Source organism: Rhizobium sp. 16-488-2b (genome assembly GCF_017741815.1).
Lineage (GTDB): Bacteria > Pseudomonadota > Alphaproteobacteria > Rhizobiales > Rhizobiaceae > Rhizobium.
This window is the reverse complement of sequence record NZ_JAGHMF010000036.1, coordinates 92,135-107,066: the sequence shown is the minus strand read 5'-3', so window position 1 is coordinate 107,066 and position 14,932 is coordinate 92,135. Positions and strand designations below refer to the sequence as shown.

Here is a 14,932-nt window from a genome sequence, read left to right as displayed (position 1 = left end):
GACGAACGAGGCGGGACGGGCTCATGTCGTCCCGCCTAAATCTTCTCTATGATCACACGGGTATAATCCACGATGACAGATGTCGCGGTCGACGATGGCAAGCCTTCAACGAAGGCGTTTCTGATAAAACTGCCGGCAGGCGCGGCTGTCTGGACAACGCTTGCCGCCGCCATTCCTCCGGCATTATTTATCTTGGTGTTGCTGGTGCTTTGGTCGGCAGGGTCGGCCAAGGGTTTCGTGCCGTCTCGACGAGGCAGCGACTTTTTATGGTTCGCCTGCCAGCCTCTGTCCCGTTTCTCTTCAATGCGCTGAAGCTGTCGGCCTGCGGCTCGATCGTCACCTCGCTTGTGGCGGAGTGGCTGGCATCGGAACGCGGCCTCGGCTACCTCATCGTCGATTATGGTCAGGACTATAAAATACCAGAACTCTGGGCCACGGCGCTTCTGGCGTCAGGGATCAGTATGGCTGTCTATGGTGTCGTTGTTTGGGCCGAGCATCTGTGCACGCCTTGGAAACGAAATCGTCATTCGTCAATTTGACGGAATGCTTGAGGCCCCTTCAAAAAGCGGGCACGGCGAGATGCTTTTGCAACCAGTGGCATCTCAAGCTAGAACGTTGAGCGTAATCTTTCCGCTATTCGGAGTGCCCCGCCCAATGCATCACGTTTCGGAGGGATTGGTGGATGGCCCACCGAATGTTCGACGGCCTTGCGGAAGATTGCCGACTTGAAAGTGCTGCCGGCGTGGCTCCATTCGAGGCCTGAGCGTCCAATCCGGCTCGACAGCGCACTGTAGTGGGCGCCAAGCTCCTTACCAGCTGTTGTTAGAATCTCGATCGCCAGCGGATCCGCTGCATCGGCCAGCTCGTTTATAATCGCCGAAATTGAGGCGATTGCCGACCGCGCGTGCGTCTTACGGTAGATCCAGTCCATAAAGGACTGAGAATAATCTTGCTCCGCGAGTTTTAGTCGCGCAGTTAACTGATTGCCGAAGGGTGTTGCGGGTTGGCGACCATCGAGCTCATGCGACAGCCGCGCCAGCCCACGTCGCCCAATATCGTAGGCGCTGCCTTCATCGCCGATAAGATCGCCGAAGCCGCCTGCTCGTAGCATAACGCCGTCGTGAGAGCGTGCCATCGCCATCGAACCGGTACCGGACAGAAGGAGGATACCCGGCCCATCGTCGAAAGCGGCTCTCTGGGCTAGCTCGACATCGTTCAGTAGGTATAGGCGAAAGGGAAGGTTTTGCTCCAGCCAGTCTGCGACCTCTTTATCGAGTGAGGGTACTTCGCCCCAGCCGGGCAGGCCCATGACGCCAAGTTCAACATCCTTTAGAAAGGCGCCAGCACTCGCAATGATTTCTTGGAAATTCTCCCGCCATGTGGGGTTGTCCATCGGGTTGACACCACCTGCGGCAGACCGATGAATGACGTCACCAGCTTCCGTCGCTATCGCCAGGCGAACATTGCTGCCGCCGCCGTCAAGGCCCAGGATCAGCATGCCTCGACCTCCCCCAGAGGAATGGGGGCGGCAATATTGGGTTGGGTCAAGACCAGCTCACATCCCCAATCCCGTATCCGGTTTTGCCAGTCCTCACTCAAGTGCACGCTGGTGATGACGGTTGCGCCCTTCGGTATCGGCCCAACCGCGAACGTCGAGCGGTGGCCGAATTTGGCGGCAGTGGCGAGGATGACGTGTTCGGAAGAACGCTCGATCATGAGCGCGTTCAGCTGTGCTTCGCTGCTGTCGATGCTATAGATCATCCCGTCGTCTGCAATCGCACCGATGCCGAGCATCAACGTTTCGATGTAGATCGAGCGCAGCGTTTGCTCCGCCAGCGGTCCAACAAACGACGCATTCTCGTTACGCAGACTGCCGCCGATGAGATTGACCCGTGCCTTCGGAACGTTGAACAATTCCTGCGCGACGCGCAGGCCATTGGTGAAGACGAGGCATGCTAGTGGCTCGATCCTAAGCAGGTTGGCAACCTGCAGCACCGTCGTACCGGCGTCGAGGAAAACCGATCCGTGCGGCTTGATTCTCTCATAGGCTGCTGTAGCGATAGCACGCTTTTCCGCAATATTCTGCTGCTCGCGCATGTCAAAGTCGATCTCGACGCTGGAGCCCTGTGCGAGCCGCGCTCCGCCGTGCAACCGATCGATCGTGCCGGCTTCTTCCAGTTCTGCCAGATCGCGCCGGATCGTTGCCAGCGAAGCATTCATTGCCCTGGCAAGCTCGTTAATGCTCGTCGGGCCACGGCTGTAAAGATGGCTTCGGATAGCGTCCAGCCGGTTTAACTTCATTGAGAGCGCCCCTGATGTGTACGACACGTTGACGTCACATAGGACAGACGACCCTCACAAGGTCAAGAGAAAACGTCAAAAGTGAACACTGTAGTGAACGGGAGAGTGAGCTGTTTTGACGCCACCTAGTGGAGTGGTGAACTGAATATAGGCATTTTGGGTTTAGGAAGTGAGCAATTGGCGCAATTGACGGCAGTTTTATCGATCAAATGAAAATAATAATCGCTCAATAAATAAAGCTCTTGATGATCGAAAATGATCGTATATCGTCTGGTCGTCGGCGGCCTGAAGCTGTGGTTGTCGCAATAGGACCCCGAAATGGGGCCGGCGGGAATGAACTTTGTCCAACTGGGAGTACATCATGAAGAAGAATATTCTGGGTACGCACCGGCGTGCCCTTTGCAGTGCCGCAATTGCACTTTCCGTAGCGCTCTTCTCCTTGCCGGCAGACGCTGCCGACAAGCTTACGCTGCTCCTGCCAGGCAAGGGCTACACGCCTGATATCTTGAAGTCGTTCGAGCAAGAGACCGGGATACAGGTGGAGCAGCAGACGCTCGCATGGGACCAGTTGCACACCAGGATCATCACTGCGCTCGTGGCAAACACCTCACCGGCAGACGTCATCGAACTGGATTGGTCATGGGTCGGTCAGTTCGGTGCTGCAGGTTGGCTCGAACCTTTGGACGGCAAACTTGAACAGACGGCAATCGATCAGGTCTCCGTTTTGCCGATCTTCAAGTTCGGCGGCAAGGTCGTCGGCGCTCCTTATAACAACGATTTCAAGATGATGGTCGTCAATGCCGACCATCTGAAGAAAGCTGGCATCGACAAGGCGCCCCGGACTATGGACGAACTGCTCGCCGCTGGCCGGGCGATCAAGGAAAAGGGCGTTGCCAAATACCCCTTCGGACTGCCGCTCTCCGTCGGCGAGGCGACATCGACGGCATGGTATCTCCTGGCGATGATGTATGGCGGAACGCTGTTCGACGACAAGGGTGAGCCAGCTTTCACTGACCCGTCTTCCGGTGGCTACAAGGCGCTCGCCTTCATCAAGCAGGCGATCGATGAGGGTCTGATCGATCCGGCTTCGACGGCTTACGGCAACCCTGAAGTTCGAGAAGCCTTCAAGGCAGGCGACATAAGCTTCATTCTCTCCGACGGTCCTGGCCCGCTTGCGACCTACAACGATAAGGAAAAGTCCCGCGTCGCCGGAAACATCGTTGGTGCCGTCGTTCCGAACGTCAGCGGTCAGACGGTAACCTACGGTCTGCCCGAAGCGTTGGCAATTCCTGCGAAGTCACAGAACAAAGACAACGCCATCAAGTTCATCAATTACATTCTGAAGCAGGATGTCCAGGAGCTCTACTACCAGCAGGAAGGCAATCTGCCGACCCGCCAGGATGCTCTTTCCGCCTTGAACAAGCAGGGTAAGCTGGAAAGCGGCGACGCCATTGTCGAGCAGGTCGCTTCAGTCAAACCGCTGTTCGCCGAAGGAACGCCTGCCTGGTACCCGCCTTTTTCCAGCGCTGCCGCGTCGGCCGTAAACGCAGTAGCGACAGGTCAGTCGACAGTCGAGGCTGCCGCCGCCGCAATTGCTGCCGGCGCCAAATCCGCCAAGGACGAGTAACGGACCGGACCTGAGAAAGGAGGCAGCTTGATGAGTAACAATGACGCTGTCATGAACGTTGTGGCGACCGATGAAGGACCAAAGCGTAACTGGCGGCAAGTGGTGTCGAGTGACGCAAGTCTAGGCATAGCGCTTGCGCTTCCCGTAGTTGCTTTGATGGCTGCCTTCGTTTTCATTCCCGTTCTGATAACCCTGTGGGACAGTTTTCACCGCGTCAGCCCTATGCAGCCCGGCGAGCCATTCGTCGGCTTCAGGAACTATGTGACGATGTTTTCGGACCCGAATGTCCGAAACGCATGGTGGAACACCTGGTTTTACGTCGTTCTCGCCGTTTCGCTGCAGGTGGTTCTTGGCCTTGGGACCGCGTTGTTGCTCAACAACATGAAGACGGGCCGTCGCTGGCTGCTGGCGGCCGTCATCCTGCCTTGGGCGCTTCCGCCCGTCGTCAATGCGATGGTGTGGTCGTGGATCTACAACCCGCATTACGGCCTGTTGAATGGACTGCTGTTGCGCTTCGGCCTGATCGACCAGGCCCGCGTCTGGATGAACGATCAGGGAACCGCGCTGGTTCTGGTCACCCTGGTGCATGTGTGGCGCATGATGCCGCTCAATGCCGTCATTCTTCTCGCCGCGCTTCAGACCATTCCGCGTGAACTTTACGAGGCTGCTGAGGTCGATGGTGCAAGCAGGTTTCGCAGCCTGCGCATGATAACATTGCCATTGATCTCGGGAGCGCTCGGCATTGCACTCACGCAGTCAACGATAACCGCATTCAACATGTTCGACGAAGCCTGGATCCTCGCCAAGGCGAGCGCAATCACGCGGCCGATCCAGGGGCAGATCTACATGACAGCCTTCCAGGACCTGAAATTCTCCTACGGAATGGCGATGTCGATCACCGTCATGCTCGTGTCGATCCTGGTCTCCGCCTTCTACGTTCGCCGCATCTATCGTGAAACGAGGTTCGACTGATGATTTCTCTCATCCTCCGCGGAACCGGTCAGCGTCTGGCAGCTTTGCTCCTGCTTGTGTGGTCTCTCGGTCCGGTCTACTGGGCCCTGGCCACCAGTCTGATGAAGCCGCGCGATATCGCCACATCGCCCGTAAACCTTGTTCCCCCGTCGATCACGTTCGAACATTACCAAAAGCTGCTGGGAGGCCTCGTTGGTCTGCCTGATGATACCGATGTCTGGTATGACTTCCTCCGGGCGCTGGTAAACAGTCTTGTTCTCGCCGGTGGAGCAACAATCCTTACGACGGCGATTGCCGCACTCGCAGCTTATTCGGCTGTACGAATGCGCTTCCCCGGCCGCAACCTCGTCTTCTACATGATCGTGGCGACCCTGGCGGTGCCCGGATACACGGTACTCATTCCTCTCTATCGCATGATGGTCAGCCTTGGTCTGGTGGACACCTATTCCGGCATCATCCTGATCTACATCTCGGCCTATCTGCCGCTTGCCATGTGGCTGATGCGTTCGGTCTACGAATCGCTTCCGCTGTCGATCGAAGAGGCGGCCTATCTGGACGGCGCGGGCCGGCTGTACACGATGATCCGTATCGTCATCCCGCTTGCAACACCTGGCCTGATCGCGGCAGCGATCCTGACATTCCTCGGTGCATGGGGGCAGTTCTCCGTTCCCCTGGTCTTCGCACCCACGGTTGCAACCAAGCCGCTCACCGTCCTCATCCCTGAATTCGCCACCAAAAACTACGTCGACTACGGGCTGATCAACGCCGCCGGTATTCTCGCAATGATCCCCCCGGCTTTGGTCGTCATGTTTCTCAATCGTTACCTGCTCAACGGCCTGATGGCCGGCGCTGGCAAATAACCCAAATCACGGAGTGCCTGTTTTGACCAAGATTACGCTTATCGGTGCCGGCAGCACCGTCTTTGCCCAGAATATTCTCGGCGACATCCTGAGCCGCCCGGCCTTTGCCGACTGCACCATCAGCCTACACGACATCGATGCAGACCGGCTTTCCACGTCAGAGATCGTGACCCGCCGTATCTGCGAAGCGCTCAAGCTCCCAAAAGTCCGCATCGAGGGAACGATGGACCGTCGTGCTGCCCTGAAAGATGCGCGCTTCGTCATCCTGATGTTCCAGGTCGGCGGCTATCGCCCCTCGACGGTCATCGATTTCGAAATCCCGAAGAAATACGGCCTGCGCCAGACGATTGCAGACACGCTTGGCATTGGTGGCATCTTCCGCGCCCTGCGCACCATCCCCGTGCTCAAGGGCATCTGTGAGGACATGCAGGATCTCTGCCCGGACGCGCTGCTGATGAACTACGTCAACCCGATGGCGATGAACTGCTGGGCGGTCTCGCAGATCGCTCCGGGAATCCAGACAGTCGGCCTTTGCCATTCCGTGCAGCACACTGCACAGCATCTTGCCGAATGCCTCGGCGAAGACATCCGCGACATCGACTATACGTCGGCCGGTATCAACCATGTTGCCTTCATGCTGAAATATGGAAAACGGCGCCCGGACGGCTCCTTCGAGGACCTTTATCCACGCCTCAAGGCGCTTGCACAGACCGACAAGGTTCCCGATGACGACCGCGTCCGCTTCGACATGCTGCGCCGTTTCGGCTATTTCGTAACCGAATCCTCCGAGCACTTCTCCGAATATACGCCCTGGTACATCAAGCGGGGCCACGAGGACCTGATCGAGAAGTACAACATTCCGCTCGACGAGTACCCGCGCCGCTGCGAGCGCCGCCTGGGCGAATGGGCACAGCAGCGCAAGGATCTCGAGGGCGACAAGCCCATCGAGGTATGCCGTTCCAACGAGTATGCCTCGGCGATCCTCAACGCGATGGTCACCAACGAGCCGGAGCTGATCTACGGTAACGTCGTCAACCAAGGCCTGATCGAGAACCTGCCTTACGAGGCAAGCGTTGAGGTTCCCTGCCATGTGGACCGCAATGGCATCCAGCCTATCAAGGTCGGCAAGATCCCGGCTGAACTGGCGGCCGTGATCCGGCTGAGCACCAATGTTCAGGAGCTCACCGTCCTCGGCGCCCTGACGGGCAAGCGCCATTATATCGAACAGGCTGCGATGCTCGACCCGCACACCTCTGCCGAACTTGCACCCGATCAGATCGCCTCACTTGTCGCCGATATGATCGCGGCACACGGCAACATGGTTCCGCACCTCTCGTAATCCCCCGGCCTCGACAGGAGACGTTCATGACTGACGTCAAGATATCTCAATTGCGCAAGTCTTACGGTATTCAGGCCGCCCTGCACGGACTGAATATTGAGATGGAAAGCGGCGAGTTCGTTGTTCTCGTCGGCCCGTCCGGGTGCGGAAAATCGACATTGCTGCGGATGATCGCTGGCCTGGAAAGCATCACATCTGGCACGATCGCATTTGCCGGTCGCGTGGTTAACAATATCGCGGCCAAGGATCGCGATATCGCGATGGTCTTCCAGAACTACGCGCTTTATCCGCATATGACTGTGCGCGAGAATATGGGTTTTTCGCTGAAGCTTAGGGATGTCCCCGAGATTGAACGGAAGCCGAGGGTGGAGGCGGCGGCCAAAAGCCTTGGTCTAAGCCATCTTCTCGATCGCTATCCGCGCCAGTTGTCCGGCGGCCAACGCCAGCGTGTCGCCATGGGCCGCGCGGTCGTTCGCGAACCCGCACTGTTCCTCTTTGACGAGCCGCTCTCCAACCTCGACGCCAAGCTTCGCGTCCAGATGCGCACCGAAATCAAGCAGATGCACAAGCGCGTCAAGGCGACCATGATCTACGTGACCCATGACCAAGTCGAGGCCATGACCATGGGCGACCGGATCGTCGTCATGCGTGACGGCCGTGTCGAGCAGGTCGGTAAGCCGATTGAGCTTTATGATCGGCCGGCCAACGAGTTTGTCGCGGGGTTTCTTGGATCTCCCTCGATGAACTTCATCGAGGGGACGCTTGGTGGCGACCGCCAAAGCGTTGTGCTTCGTGATGGCAGCCAGGTTCGCCTGCCATGCGCGGTCGGCGGTGCGGAGGGCCAGGCTGTGAAGCTCGGCTTGCGTCCGGAAGAGTTGCAGCCGTCCGCGAGTGGTCTCGAATTTGAAATCGACGTCATCGAACCGACGGGCGCCGAGACGATTGTCATGCTCCGAAATTCGGAGCTGATCGGCGAGGCGGCGGTCTGCCTGCTGCTGCGCGACCGCTATGATCTCGCGCCCGGCCAGAGGATTACGATCGCTCCGAAGCCCGGCACGGGCCACGTTTTTGACTCGGAAACCGGCAATCGGCTGCTCCCCGATCAGATCGTGGAGATCGCAAGGGTTGCTCTGCGATGAACCAACGACTGCCAGCTGCAAAAGGCGCGCTGTCGTCGCTACCGCCTGCTACATCATCTTCGGTGGCGCAGGCCAGCATGGGCATGCTGCTCATGCTGGCTGCGGTCTCGACATTCTCGCTTCTCGATGCGTCCGGCAAACGGGCGGCTCAGGATCTTCCGGTCATTGAAGTTACCTGGTTCCGCTTCGCGATACACTTTCTCATCGTAGCGTTGGTTCTCAACCCGTGGACCAGCAGCGACAGCTGGAAGATGAAGCGGCCAGGCCTTCAGATGGTGAGGGGACTGTTTCAGGCCGGTAGCGCTGGCCTGAGCTTCCTCGCACTCAGTCATCTTGCCATGGCGCAGGCGCTGTCGATCCAATTCACCACACCGATCCTGGTGGCGCTTCTGTCCATCGTGCTGCTTGGAGAGCGCGTTGCTCCTTCGCGATGGCTGGCGATCATCATCGGCTTCGCAGGAGTCGTCATTGTGTCCGGCCTTTGGCACGGCATTGGGTATGTTGACCCTGCGATCATCTATAGTTTGGGCTCCGTCACACTGGGCGCATTCTACATCATCTCAACTCGGCGCCTGGCCCCGACGGAGAGCGTCGGTAGCATGCTGCTTATGATGGGCGGGCTTCCAGCGTTGGTGCTGACGCCCATGGTGATGTTTGTCTGGGAGACGCCAGATAATGCAGCGACATGGATGGCGGTCATCGGAGTAGGGCTATTCGGTGCGCTCGGCCACGGGCTGCTTATTCTTGCACACCGGTATGCCGACGCCTCCGCGCTCGCACCCGTCCAATACGCCCAGTTGATCGCCGCTTCCATCGTCGGCTTTGCGCTTTTCGGTGAAGTGCCATCCGTCTCCACGCTTGTGGGCGCCGTGCTTCTGGTCGCTTCAGGCTTCCTGGCTGCCCGTGCGCCCTCTCATCCCAAAGAATGAAAGCACCTTCGTCATGGCATTCAATCACACCTCTGCGACCTGGACAGAAATCTTGCGGCAGCCGGCGATCTGGCGGAACTGGGCGCCTGAGCTGAAAGATCAGGCTGCCGATATCCGCGCCTGGATCAAAGTCAAGGATATCCGCGAAATCTGGATGTGCGGTGCGGGAACATCGGCCTTCATCGGCGACATTTTGGCGGCGTCGTCCTGCAGTGCAGTCGACGGCCCGCTGATCCGGGCGGTTCCCACGACCGACTTTGTCGCGAGCCCTGCTGACTATGTCCGTAGAAGCGCACATATCCTCGTGGTCCAGTTCGGACGTAGCGGCGACAGCTCCGAAACTGTCGGCATGCTCGAGCTTCTCGACAAGGCGATGCCCGAAGCACATCGGCTGCATATCACCTGCAATCCGGACGGCGCGCTTGCAACGCGTCCGGCTGCGGGGCCGGGCGAGCAGAAGATACTGCTGCTGCCGGCAGAGACGCATGACCACGGCTTTGCCATGACGTCGAGCTTCACCACCATGCTGCTGTCGGCGCTTGCCTGCATCGACGGCGCATTCGATCCGGCCACCACTCTGCCTGCCCTGTCGACGGCGGCCGACACCTTGTTGGCTGAGCTTACCGGCCAGGATGCGCCGGTCTGCCCGCCGCGGATGATCTTTCTCGGCGGTGGCGCTCTTAAGGGGCTGGCGCGCGAGGCGGCGCTGAAGGTTCTGGAGCTGACAGCTGGTCAGGTGATGGTGCAGTGGGACAGCCCCCTCGGCTTCAGGCATGGCCCCAAGGCTGCCGTGGTGCCGGGCACCCATATCGCCCTCATGGTGCATCCGGACGAACACACGTCGCGCTACGATATTGACGTCATCAACGAACTGCGCAGCCAGTATCCGGGCGCCGTCGTCACCACGTTGGGTGCTGCCGGCTGTGACGTCACCGTGCCGGCCATTGCCGATCCGCGGGCACTCGCCGTCCTCTACATATTGGCAGGCCAAGTCTGGGCTGTCCGCTGGTCGGCCGGTCTCGGGCTGGAGGTGGACAACCCGTTTGCGAGCGGGACGCTGTCTCGTGTCGTATCGGGTGTCACACTCTATCCTTGGGCGGCGTAGTCAACAGGCTTCGTCCCCTCTGACAGTGAGGCGGCAGTACGGACTGCCACATCTAACCATCGCGACAGCTCCAGGTTGCGCGGGCGCTGATTAGCGCTCGGCATTGCCACCAAGGGCTGACCTGTCGACGTGGCCACGGCGATCCGAATTCGGTCAACTGACCGAAACACGGGGTCCACGCGTTTATAAGAGGATGCTGCAAGATGCAGAAAAACTACCTTTCCGACATCGCGACCTGGGGCAAGGGAGCCGGGGTAAAGGGTATTCCGTCGATCTGCTCGGCACATCCCATGGTCATCGAGGCATCGATGCGCCATGCGCTTGCCCGCGACAAATATCTCCTTGTCGAGGCAACCTGCAACCAGGTGAACCAAGATGGCGGCTATACCGGCATGACGCCGGCCGATTTTCGCGCCTTCGTTGAGACGATCGCGGCTAAGGCCGGCTTTCCGCGCGAAAAGCTCCTTCTTGGTGGAGACCATCTGGGCCCCAATCCCTGGAAACAGCTGCCTGCAGCAGAAGCGATGAAAAAAGCAAGGGTGATGATCGATGCTTATGCGCGGGCCGGCTTCACCAAATTGCATCTCGATACCAGCATGGGCTGCGCGGGCGAACCGGTCGGACTGCCGGATGCGTTGACAGCCGAGCGTGCTGCAAGCCTTGCCGCCACAGCGGAAGCGGCCGTTGCCGGATCGTCGTGTGTACTGCCGGTCTATATCATAGGAACCGAAGTACCGATTCCCGGTGGAGCGATGGAAGAGCTCAATGAGCTCGAGGTCACCAAGCCGGAAGCAGCACGGCGTACCATCGCCGTGCATCGGACCGCTTTCGAGGCTGCCGGCGTTAGCAAGGCTTTCGATCGCGTCGTCGGTGCCGTCGTGCAGCCGGGCGTCGAGTTCGGCAACCATAATGTCATCGCCTATGACAGTGGCAAGGCGGCAGCGCTGAGTGCAACGCTTGCCGACTTGCCAGGCCTCGTCTTCGAAGCGCATTCCACCGATTACCAGACGCGGGATGCGCTGCGCAGCCTTGTGCTCGATGGTTTCGCCATCCTGAAAGTCGGCCCTGGCCTGACATTTGCGTTGCGCGAAGCCTTCTATGGCCTTGATCGGATCGCGGCCTTCCTGTTTCCAACCGGGCGTTCGGCAACGCTGCTTGAGACGATCGAGACAGTGATGGTGGCCGAGCCGAAGAACTGGGAAAAATACTATCATGGGACCGCGGACGAGCAACGGCTGCAGCGTCATTTCAGCTACAGTGATCGCGTGCGCTATTACTTCCCGAACGTGACCATCCGCGCGGCGGTTGAAGAACTCTTCGGCCTACTGGCGGATGTTGAGATCCCAGAAACTCTGATTAGCCAGTACCTGCAGGGCTCCTACGAAGCTGTTCGTTCCGGCAAGATAGCACGAAACGCCGAGGCTCTTGCGCTACATTCCGTCGATTGCGTTCTGGAGGATTATTTCGAAGCTTGCCGAGAGTTATGTGAGGATGGAATGGCGGATGCGCCCTAAATGACCGCCGGCCGCGACCGTTGGTTGATAGATGAGTAGGATCGAACTGGCGATTCCATGATAACGTTGTTCGTGGAAGCTATTCCGCTTCCGTGAGATGCGCTTGTTTTAAACACTTACCGAACCCCCGTGTTCTGGGTTCGACTCGCATCGAGAACCAAGGGTAGCACGCGATGTCGGCTTTCGGCCCTAGGCCGCACATCTCTACTTTCTGACACTTTTAGTCAGTAAACGGGTATATCTAGACTACTGATCTGTACGACGTTGTTTGCAGGCTCCGCGACATCCGAATTACAACCACAACGCAGCGAACGTACCAAGGCCGAGTATACCCTCAGCCGCGGCGATCCAAAGGGACCAAACAACGTCGACCGACACAACGACGCGGACGTTGCGATATGTGCGATAGCGGCAGGCTCCAACTTGCCGTAGCAACTCTGCCGAACAGTTCGAAGGGCAGCGTACGCAGGACATGTCCGATGCAAATCCTGGGTTTTTCGTTAGGGCGCCGTATGAACCTAATTCCTTTCAGCCCCGCCAGTTCGGCAACGAGGCCCTGCGTCGCCGAATCATGGCTGGCAGTGCTTTCCGTGCCTTCGATGACGGGAAGCAGGCCGTTTGCCAGTTCCCTGCCGAGTTCGGCGCTCCATTGATCGAACGAGTTGCTGCGGATAAGCAGATCGTTGGGCAGAGATGGAAGCCGTTTGATCGTCCAGTTGAAAACTCCGGGCATTCAGTGAACCACAACCCCCGGTCACGACCGGGGGGGTGTCAGCAGTCTGAACGGAACCTTCTGGGCTCCGTTTCCTAAGTGACATGGCTCAGAATTCAGACCATTCCGGCTCTTGCTTCAGCGCGGCGTTTCCGCGAAACGCGTTGGTCAACTTCTGGCCCAGTTGCCGTGCCGGCGAGGCGACGGGGCTGTGGCTGGCGGTCGTCGTCGCAGGCTTGGCGAAGCTCGGCCGCGCCTGGTTGGCAACGGCGCCATCCAGCTTGAACTGGGACATGAGCTGAGAAAGCGCCATGGCTTCATGCGCGAGGCTGTGGCTCGCCGCAGTCGTTTCCTCAACCATGGCGGCATTTTTCTGCGTGCCTTCGTCCATGCTGTTCACGGCCGTGTTGATCTCCTGCAGGCCAAGCGACTGCTCGCGCGAGGCTTCGGCAATCGCGTGAACATGGCGGTTGATCTCCTGCACTTCGGCGACGATTGCATCCAGCGCCTTGCCGGCTTCGCCGACCAGTTCCACGCCAGACTCGACCTGCGAACCGGAGGCGGTGATCAGCGCCTTGATCTCCTTGGCGGCGCGCGCCGAGCGCTGTGCGAGTTCGCGCACTTCCTGAGCGACGACGGCAAAGCCCTTGCCCGCATCACCTGCCCGGGCGGCTTCGACGCCGGCGTTGAGAGCGAGAAGGTTGGTCTGGAAGGCGATATCGTCGATCACGCCGATGATGTTGCTGATCTCGTTCGAGGACTGCTCGATCAGGTGCATCGCGGTTACGGCGTTGCGCACGACCTCGCCGGAGCGTTCGGCGGCTTCGCGCGTTTTGGCGACCAGCTGGCTGGCGTCGCTTGCGCGTCCGGCGGCGTCCTTGACGGTCGTGGTGATCTGCTCCAGCGCCGCGGCGGTTTCCTCAACGGAAGCCGCCTGCTGTTCGGTGCGCTTGGAGAGGTCGTCGGCGGAGGCGCGGATCTGGCTTGACCCGGCGCTGATGGCGCTCGCATTGGCGCCAACGGCCTGCAGCGCATTGTGCAGCTTGGCGACCGCCGCGTTGAAGTCCTGGCGAAGCGTGTCGAGGTCGCCGGTGAACGGCGTGTCGATCTGGCAATTCAGGTCGCCATTGGCGAGATCGCCGAGCGCGCCGCCAAGAGCTTTGACCGCCCGATGCAGGTTGGCGGCTTCATTGGCCTTCTCTGTTTCGCGCGCGAGGCGCTCGCTCTCGCTCATCGAGCGGGTGGCTTCTGCCTGCTGTTCGATGCGCATGCGGTCGATCGCATTGGTCCGGAACACGGCGACGGCGGCAGCCATCTGGCCGATTTCGTCGCGGCGGTCGAGGCCATGAACCTCCTCGCCGGTCTCGCCGGAGGCAAGCGTTTCCATGCGTTCGCGGAGCTTCGCCATCGGTGTCGTCACGCCCTTCTGCGCGATGACCATCGCAAAGGCGATTGCCGCGATGACGCCAACGGTAAGGCCGACAAGCGTATAGAAGATGGTGGATGAAACGGAGGCGGAAAGCTGGCTGCCTCCCTGTTCAAGCAGGTCCGCCATGGCTTTGTTATTCGCGCCGAATTTGGGCGACAGGCCAACGATCATGTCATCGAGCTTTGCAGCAAGTTGCTGCGTTTCAGCCGCATTGTTGGCGGCGCGCGCGGCAAGAAGCTGATCGCCAAGTGATTTCAGAGCGTCTGCGCCGGCAAGCAGTTCGTCGATCGCAATCTTGCGGCTAGGGACCAGTTCCGGCACTTGTGCAAGGCGCTGGCGAGCGCCACCGAATTCGGTGGCGAAGCGCTTGGAGATATCATTAAAGCCGGCGGAGCCGGGTTCCTGAGCAACGGCACGGCTCAGCCATGTCGTGGATGTCCAAATGCCGGCTGCCGCACGAGCGCTGAAGGTCGCTGCCTGGCTCTCGTTCTGTAGGAAGCCAGTATACTGCTGATTGGCCGCGCTGAACTTGTCGGTGAGGTAAAGCAAGCCGGCCATGGAAACGAGGCCGAGCAGGGCGATTGCAATAAGGAATTTGGTTTTTATCTTTAGGTTTTGCAACATGAGGCACCTTGGAAATCGTGGTGAAACGGCATGGCGAGGCCTGCGGATGAGCAAAGCTCAAACCCCAGGAAATGAATTCTGAAACTGTGTGACAAACGCATCATGCGCGGAGCATCGAGTGATCATTTCGATCGAATGACTTCAACCTAGGCGCTCATCCTTAAAAAAATCTGACTTTTGCGGACAGCGTGGCTGAAATCGCGAGTTAACCTGCGCTTTATCAAAAAGCGCCGCCAACGGTCGCGTAAATGTATATTTATGCGAGCTAAATTTGCAATCTGAGTTTTCGCAGGGATGCGCAACTTGCAGCAGCTCAATGGTCACTGGTAGTTAACCAATTGGGCAGGTGCCCAAGGAGTGTCATTGCGGCACACGCTTAGG

12 protein-coding genes and 1 pseudogene are annotated in these 14,932 nt (G+C 59.0%); 9 read left to right on the top strand and 4 right to left on the bottom strand.

Annotated features, from left to right (window positions below; translation table 11 throughout):
* Nucleotides 1–23 precede the first annotated feature (23 nt).
* Nucleotides 24–539, top strand: a complete 516-nt coding sequence (locus J5286_RS27015) for an ABC transporter permease (RefSeq protein WP_209193089.1) — start codon at nucleotides 24–26, stop codon at nucleotides 537–539.
* Nucleotides 540–607: 68 nt separating this feature from the next.
* Here the strand turns inward: J5286_RS27015 and J5286_RS27010 are convergent, their stop codons facing one another.
* Together J5286_RS27010 and J5286_RS27005 are read right to left on the bottom strand one after the other, a co-directional pair.
* The gene (locus J5286_RS27010) at nucleotides 608–1,498 is read right to left on the bottom strand and encodes an N-acetylglucosamine kinase (protein WP_209193088.1); all 891 of its coding nucleotides are present in this window, start codon (nucleotides 1,496–1,498) and stop codon (nucleotides 608–610) included.
* Entirely contained in the window at nucleotides 1,492–2,301 is an 810-nt protein-coding gene (locus J5286_RS27005; RefSeq protein ID WP_209193087.1) for a DeoR/GlpR family DNA-binding transcription regulator, read from the bottom strand. Before J5286_RS27005 ends, J5286_RS27010 begins: the two co-directional genes overlap by 7 nt.
* 361 nt (nucleotides 2,302–2,662) lie before the next feature.
* Between J5286_RS27005 and J5286_RS27000 the strand changes: the two genes are divergently transcribed.
* From J5286_RS27000 to J5286_RS26965, 8 genes are all read left to right on the top strand, one after another.
* Complete coding sequence (locus J5286_RS27000) at nucleotides 2,663–3,928, top strand: ABC transporter substrate-binding protein (RefSeq protein ID WP_209193086.1); 1,266 nt, start codon at nucleotides 2,663–2,665, stop codon at nucleotides 3,926–3,928.
* Between the two features lie 30 nt (nucleotides 3,929–3,958).
* Nucleotides 3,959–4,900, top strand: coding sequence for a carbohydrate ABC transporter permease (locus tag J5286_RS26995; RefSeq protein ID WP_245206586.1), 942 nt, complete (start codon nucleotides 3,959–3,961; stop codon nucleotides 4,898–4,900).
* On the top strand, nucleotides 4,900–5,760 hold the full coding sequence (locus J5286_RS26990) for a carbohydrate ABC transporter permease (RefSeq protein WP_209193085.1): 861 nt from the start codon (nucleotides 4,900–4,902) through the stop codon (nucleotides 5,758–5,760). The genes J5286_RS26995 and J5286_RS26990 overlap by 1 nt, the downstream gene beginning before the upstream one ends.
* Before the next feature lie 22 nt (nucleotides 5,761–5,782).
* A complete protein-coding gene (locus J5286_RS26985; RefSeq protein ID WP_209193084.1) occupies nucleotides 5,783–7,099 on the top strand; it encodes an alpha-glucosidase/alpha-galactosidase in 1,317 nt (438 codons plus the stop codon).
* A 26-nt stretch (nucleotides 7,100–7,125) separates the two neighbouring features.
* Nucleotides 7,126–8,238 carry an ABC transporter ATP-binding protein gene (locus J5286_RS26980; protein WP_209193083.1) on the top strand — a complete coding sequence of 371 codons (1,113 nt, stop codon included), beginning with the start codon at nucleotides 7,126–7,128 and terminating at the stop codon, nucleotides 8,236–8,238.
* A gap of 77 nt (nucleotides 8,239–8,315) precedes the next feature.
* Nucleotides 8,316–9,167 carry a DMT family transporter gene (locus tag J5286_RS26975; protein WP_209215394.1) on the top strand — a complete coding sequence of 284 codons (852 nt, stop codon included), beginning with the start codon at nucleotides 8,316–8,318 and terminating at the stop codon, nucleotides 9,165–9,167.
* Nucleotides 9,168–9,180: 13 nt separating this feature from the next.
* Nucleotides 9,181–10,272 (top strand): AgaS family sugar isomerase, encoded by a 1,092-nt coding sequence (locus J5286_RS26970; RefSeq protein WP_209193081.1) that lies wholly within the window; start codon nucleotides 9,181–9,183, stop codon nucleotides 10,270–10,272.
* 203 nt (nucleotides 10,273–10,475) lie between these two features.
* Nucleotides 10,476–11,786: a D-tagatose-bisphosphate aldolase, class II, non-catalytic subunit gene (locus J5286_RS26965; RefSeq protein ID WP_209193080.1), complete on the top strand. Its 1,311-nt coding sequence runs from the start codon at nucleotides 10,476–10,478 to the stop codon at nucleotides 11,784–11,786.
* Nucleotides 11,787–12,309: 523 nt separating this feature from the next.
* On the opposite strand, the pseudogene J5286_RS31395 reads toward J5286_RS26965, so the two are convergent.
* Nucleotides 12,310–12,465: pseudogene (locus tag J5286_RS31395) on the bottom strand (phosphoglucose isomerase-related protein); the annotation flags it as partial.
* Between the two features lie 142 nt (nucleotides 12,466–12,607).
* Nucleotides 12,608–14,551, bottom strand: a complete 1,944-nt coding sequence (locus J5286_RS26955) for a methyl-accepting chemotaxis protein (RefSeq protein ID WP_209193078.1) — start codon at nucleotides 14,549–14,551, stop codon at nucleotides 12,608–12,610.
* Between the last annotated feature and the right edge of the window lie 381 nt (nucleotides 14,552–14,932).

Bases quoted from the DNA above. Each gene is read 5' to 3' on its own strand.
- J5286_RS26975 (WP_209215394.1), top strand. From the start codon at position 8,316: ATGGGCATGCTGCTCATGCTGGCTGCGGTCTCGACATTCTCGCTTCTC.
- J5286_RS27015 (WP_209193089.1), top strand. From the start codon at position 24: ATGTCGTCCCGCCTAAATCTTCTCTATGATCACACGGGTATAATCCAC.
- J5286_RS27000 (WP_209193086.1), top strand. From the start codon at position 2,663: ATGAAGAAGAATATTCTGGGTACGCACCGGCGTGCCCTTTGCAGTGCC.
- J5286_RS26995 (WP_245206586.1), top strand. From the start codon at position 3,959: ATGAGTAACAATGACGCTGTCATGAACGTTGTGGCGACCGATGAAGGA.
- J5286_RS27010 (WP_209193088.1), bottom strand. From the start codon at position 1,498: ATGCTGATCCTGGGCCTTGACGGCGGCGGCAGCAATGTTCGCCTGGCG.
- J5286_RS26990 (WP_209193085.1), top strand. From the start codon at position 4,900: ATGATTTCTCTCATCCTCCGCGGAACCGGTCAGCGTCTGGCAGCTTTG.
- J5286_RS26980 (WP_209193083.1), top strand. From the start codon at position 7,126: ATGACTGACGTCAAGATATCTCAATTGCGCAAGTCTTACGGTATTCAG.
- J5286_RS27005 (WP_209193087.1), bottom strand. From the start codon at position 2,301: ATGAAGTTAAACCGGCTGGACGCTATCCGAAGCCATCTTTACAGCCGT.
- J5286_RS26955 (WP_209193078.1), bottom strand. From the start codon at position 14,551: ATGTTGCAAAACCTAAAGATAAAAACCAAATTCCTTATTGCAATCGCC.
- J5286_RS26970 (WP_209193081.1), top strand. From the start codon at position 9,181: ATGGCATTCAATCACACCTCTGCGACCTGGACAGAAATCTTGCGGCAG.
- J5286_RS26965 (WP_209193080.1), top strand. From the start codon at position 10,476: ATGCAGAAAAACTACCTTTCCGACATCGCGACCTGGGGCAAGGGAGCC.